Below are 4,937 nucleotides of genomic sequence, written 5' to 3'. Positions count from 1 at the left end.
TATGAATTTATTAATCATTTTAATGATGAAATTTATTGTTGTTTTGATACCAGACTTTATACCATCCCATGCGCTCAAAATTCCTGACTTCATTCCTTCAAACGCGCTTGTAACTGCACCAGTAACCCATCGGACAGGACCCATAATTGTTTCTTTTAGGCCTTCCCAAATGGATGATGCTGTCGATTTAATCCCATTCCAAACACTTGATAAAACAGAACTAATACCATTCCATATGCTACTACTTGTATTACTGATCCAATTCCAAACGGATTCAATTGCGCTTCTTATAGCATTAAATATTGTTGTGGCAACTGAAACAATACCATTCCATAATCCAGTTAAGAAACTAACTATTGCATTCCACACTGAACTTGTCGTTGAGCTTACTGTATCCCACACGGATATGATGAAATTCTTTATAGATTCAAAGATTGGTGTAACAAAACTAACGAGTCCATTCCAACAGGATGATAGGAAATCCGTTATCGCTTGCCATACAGCGCTTGTTGTTGAACTAATTGTATTCCAAGTATCAACAATAAACTGTTTTACACTTTCAAAAATTGGCGTCGCAAAGTACAAAATAGCTGTCCAAATTGCCTGTAGGTACTGTGTTATGAAATTCCAAACAGATTGGATAACAGCTGAGATTCCATTCCAGATCATCGAGAAGAAATCCGCTATCCCTTGAAGAATTGGTGTTAAGAACGCAACAATACCATTCCATATGTTCATAAAGAATTCTGATACGGTTGTCCATGCTTGAACAAAGAAATCACGAATGCCATTCACGGTAGTTGTAAATAACTCTACTATACCGGCCCAAAGTTCAGAAAAGAAATCCTTGATTCCATTCCAAACACTTGTCGTCACTTCAACAACTTTGTCCCAAATCTCTGAGGCTATATCTACAACGCCATTCCACAAGTTTGAAAGAAATTCGATAATTGAATCCCATATTTCAATTGTCTTTTGCTTAATAGAATCCCAGTTTTTAACGATGGCAATGACTAGTGCCGCTATAGCTGCAATTATGATAGGAAAAATTACAACAATTCCCGCGGCCGCTGCCATACCTATTCCTAACGCAGAGGCCACAGCGATAATTATCGGTGCTAATGCTAGTAAAGTTCCTGATATAACACCGATTACAGTTACTATAACTGCCAACGTTGCTGCCAATTCAGGATTTTTAGAAATCCATTCAGCCAATGTACCAATCACATTTGCCACAACCTCTAATACTGGTTCAAGTGCTATCTTTAAATCTCCAAACGCCTTTTCCATTTTAACAGCTGGCGAAGCATCTAATTTTTTTACTGATTCATTAAGTTGATCTTGGTTTTTCTTAAAATCTATTGTTTTTTTTGAAGCACCTATTAAAGTGTTAGTTATATTCTGTCCTTGATCTTCATACATAGTGGCTAGAACTTTAACTCCAACTTGATTCTTTTTAACAGGGTCTTCTATCGCATCGATTGCTTTAGCCACTTCTACCATTGCTTGCGAACCTTCGCTTCCGCCTTTAGCAACAGCCGCTCCCCATTGTTCTATTTGTTCAGTTGCAATCCCAGAGCCATCAAGCGCTTCTTTTAACGCCTTATCCGCCCCTTGTGCAAATTCATTTAATTTAACCCGTCCTTCCTTTAGTCCGTCTAACAGGTTATCAATATTCCATGTACCCGTTTCAATCCCAGCTTCCATAATCGCTTGTACTTCTTCAGCTTTGAACCCAGCACGAGTTAACTGACCACCATATTCGGCGATAATGTCTAGTTGCTCTGGCGGAAAGCCTACTTTCAATAGCGCATCAGCCATACCCATCGCGCCTTCTTGAGATATCCCTAACTCACTGGAAATCTCGTTTGTTTCTTGGATTAACTCAGTAAAATCAATACCCTCATATGTTTGAGAAATGGTTGCTGCTTGTTTCACAAGAGCTGTGTTTGCTTCATCAGAAGCCGTTTTATTTAATGCCCATTGACGGCGAACACCTTCGAGTGCCTCTGCCCCATCAACTCCGTATGCTTCAATACCTCTTATAGCTGTTTCTACTGATTTTTTAGATTCCTCAGGAACATTAAACGATATATCAATCTTTGTTTTCAGTTTAGATGTATCTAATGCTGTTTCAATAGCCTTTTCTAAACCGCCACCAGCGGCCGCTGCACCTAACATATTTTCTAAACCGATATCAAGTTCTTTGAACTTCTTACCTGTTTGTTCAGCTTCTTGTGATAACTTAGACAATTCCTTCCTGACGTTTTCTACAGAATTACCATCATCGATAGTTGCAAGAATTTGTTTCATCTTCTCTAAATCAGTTCTTGTCCCTAATGCTTCCACACCGATTTTATTAATAGCATCGTCAAGCTGTTTAGATGACACTGTACCGCTTTTAATAGCGTTGACTAATCTACCACCTAAAACACTAGCAAAGTTATCTACACTCGTCCCTGTAGCTTGAAATAATGATTCTAGTTGTCTTGTGGAAGTAGCTATACGACCTTCTTCAGCTTCCATCTCTTGCATCGAGTTTTGTAAGCTTTTTAGATGGTTTTCAGTTGCGATTACTTCACGGTTAAACGCCCTGTACTGTTCTGGTGATATCTTACCTTCTGCAAATTTTTGATTAATCTGCGTTTGCGCTTCTTTTAGCTTATTTAGCTTTTCAGTTGTTACTGTTACTTGCTCAGCTAATATTTGTTGCTTCTGTGCAACCAATTCAGCGTTACCAGGATTAAACTTCAGTCCTCTCTCAACTTGTTTTAATTCTTGAGATAAAGCTACAGATTCCTTTGTAACATCTTTAAGTGCATTTCCCAACTTAGAAGTGTCCGCACCGAGCTGTATCGTAATCCCCTTTATTGATTTATCCACACATTCACCACCTTTTTACAAAAATAAAAATGACCACCAGTTGTATAGGTAGTCATTTTTAGAATGCATCGTAATCTTTTTGTGTAGCTTTTTTCACTGTTTCTTTTTGCGGATTCTGTAATTCGATATATTCACTAATGTAATCAAGGCACATACCGATTGTCATTTCCTCTAAATCTGCGCTTGTAAGCTTGCACTTGTAACACAAAGCAAGGAACATCTCAGTGGTAAATCCTTCACCATCATCTGTTCCTTGCCCGTCACTTACATCTTTTTTTTAGATTGCATAGAAGCCATTAGCATATCTTGAATTTCTGGAATGATTTCATAAATAGGAAATTCGTCAAATGTATCAAGCCAAGTAATTGGATCAGGAATTGTTGGATCTGCTGTTTTCGCTAATACATAAGTAAAGTTATAGAAAACATCCATATCTAATAAACTAAAATCCATATTATCTAAATCATTAACATCAGATTTTATCAACGGATACAGTTTCATTAGATCCGAAAAGTAATCTTTTCCGAACTGTGCTTTATATCGCTTAGGAGTTCCACCTGTACTTTTTAATCGAACTTGTTTACCGTCTACTACAATCGTTTTTTCCATCTAATTACGCTCCTTTTTGTAATGCTGGTGTTTTTACATACACTTTTTTATACCAGTTATCATAAATTGCTTGAGTTGTTTTAGAAGTCGTTTTTGTTTTAACCATACGTTTTCCATTGATATCAATAGGACTAGATACAAATTTAAGTTCATTTGTATTAGGCTCTGCGGAATTCGTTTTTGATTTAGATGCAATGGTTGGGCGACTTGCTGAACAATTATACATAACATGACGAGTTGCATTCACATCGCCATCAAATTCAAATAGTAATGCGTATGGTTTTCCTTTCGCATCAGCTAGCTCATTTAATACTCCATCTTCTGCATCTAATTGCTCACCAAGCGCATCAATAGCGAACTGCTCTGGAATAGTAGCAATATTTAATGTTCCGTCATAACCTTGGTTATTACTTGCGGAATAATAAAGCATGTCATCAGCATAGAACTCAATTAAATCACCGCGTGGATCAAACGTTAATTCAACTGCACCTGGTATTGGAGTTGGTGTTTTGAAAGTAACTACTCCATCCTTCACATCAAAAAGTGCGTAATAAACGTTTTTCAAACCAAACGTTACTTTATTTTCATTCACTTAAATCAACCTCACTTCATAAAATTTTTGATATAGCTTCTCAGATTCAATAAACGTTTCAAATGGAGAATCATAAGGCATCTCATGTTCATCTAAGACGTTTTTAAGCTTGGCTTCTGCAACCAAATCTTTTTTAAGTGTGTAAAGCTCAATATTGATATCATTTATTTCGTGATAGACTTTATTGTCAGCCATCATGTTAGATGAGGCGTCCACAAGGATACAAATATACGGTGGCATTTGTGCTGTTGTGAAATGCGAATAAGCCACAGGATAACCTGTAGCTTTCAAAATGTTTAATAGTTCTGCTAATGTCATTTCCGTATCGCCCTTTCAACGCGATCTGTGAATTCAGAGATAGCTTTCTGTTCTTCTGGTCCAATATGCGGAAATGTCCGCGATCGGCCAGTACCACCAGCAATCGCATGTCCACGCTCTAGTAAATGAGTAAGTTGATATTTCTTATTGTAAATAACCCATACACCATTTATTTTCTTACGTTTCCATCCCTTGCGGTAATCACCAGATTGATCGTCAAATCCACCTGCTGTTTTTAAATTATTTACAGATTCTTTCGTTACATCATCAGCCGCCTGGTCTACCTTTTCTTCTACTTCTCTTGTATATGCTGCTACTTGTCTAACAATCTCATTCGCTAAATCGTTAACACTAGTCACCAGCTTTCACCCAACCTTTTCCATAGCTATGATGGTTAATGTTTTATTCTCTTCATTATCATTTATTGGTGGTTCAATAATATCGAAGATACGCCCCTTTAAATTAATCCGCATTTCTTCTGTAATTCCAAAAGTGCAGGGGATAACGAACCGAGAAATTAGTGTTGCTTGTGAAG

General features: G+C 37.3%; 7 protein-coding genes. All 7 read right to left on the bottom strand.

All coding sequences use genetic code 11. The features are described from left to right. Positions 1 to 2,883, bottom strand: a 2,883-nt coding sequence (locus tag Q9306_RS24380) for a phage tail protein (protein WP_306203199.1), incomplete at its 3' end; no start/stop codon positions are given. Positions 2,884 to 2,941: 58 nt separating this feature from the next. Next, entirely contained in the window at positions 2,942 to 3,103 is a 162-nt protein-coding gene (locus tag Q9306_RS24375; protein ID WP_306203197.1) for a hypothetical protein, read from the bottom strand. 44 nt (positions 3,104 to 3,147) lie between these two features. Continuing rightward, a complete protein-coding gene (locus tag Q9306_RS24370) occupies positions 3,148 to 3,492 on the bottom strand; it encodes a hypothetical protein (RefSeq protein WP_020059100.1) in 345 nt (114 codons plus the stop codon). A gap of 4 nt (positions 3,493 to 3,496) precedes the next feature. Next, complete coding sequence (locus Q9306_RS24365) at positions 3,497 to 4,084, bottom strand: major tail protein (protein ID WP_306203195.1); 588 nt, start codon at positions 4,082 to 4,084, stop codon at positions 3,497 to 3,499. Beyond that, the gene (locus Q9306_RS24360; RefSeq protein WP_306203193.1) at positions 4,085 to 4,402 is read right to left on the bottom strand and encodes a hypothetical protein; all 318 of its coding nucleotides are present in this window, start codon (positions 4,400 to 4,402) and stop codon (positions 4,085 to 4,087) included. It lies immediately after the preceding gene. Then, positions 4,399 to 4,761 carry an HK97 gp10 family phage protein gene (locus Q9306_RS24355; protein WP_306203191.1) on the bottom strand — a complete coding sequence of 121 codons (363 nt, stop codon included), beginning with the start codon at positions 4,759 to 4,761 and terminating at the stop codon, positions 4,399 to 4,401. The genes Q9306_RS24360 and Q9306_RS24355 overlap by 4 nt, the downstream gene beginning before the upstream one ends. 6 nt (positions 4,762 to 4,767) lie before the next feature. Beyond that, on the bottom strand, positions 4,768 to 4,937 hold a 170-nt coding region (locus Q9306_RS24350), incomplete at its 5' end, for a phage head completion protein (protein ID WP_306203202.1).

The organism is Bacillus multifaciens, assembly GCF_030756675.1.
Classification (GTDB): domain Bacteria; phylum Bacillota; class Bacilli; order Bacillales; family Bacillaceae_G; genus Bacillus_A; species Bacillus_A multifaciens.
Note: the sequence above shows the minus strand (reverse complement) of the source record. Positions and strands in the feature narration are given on the sequence as shown.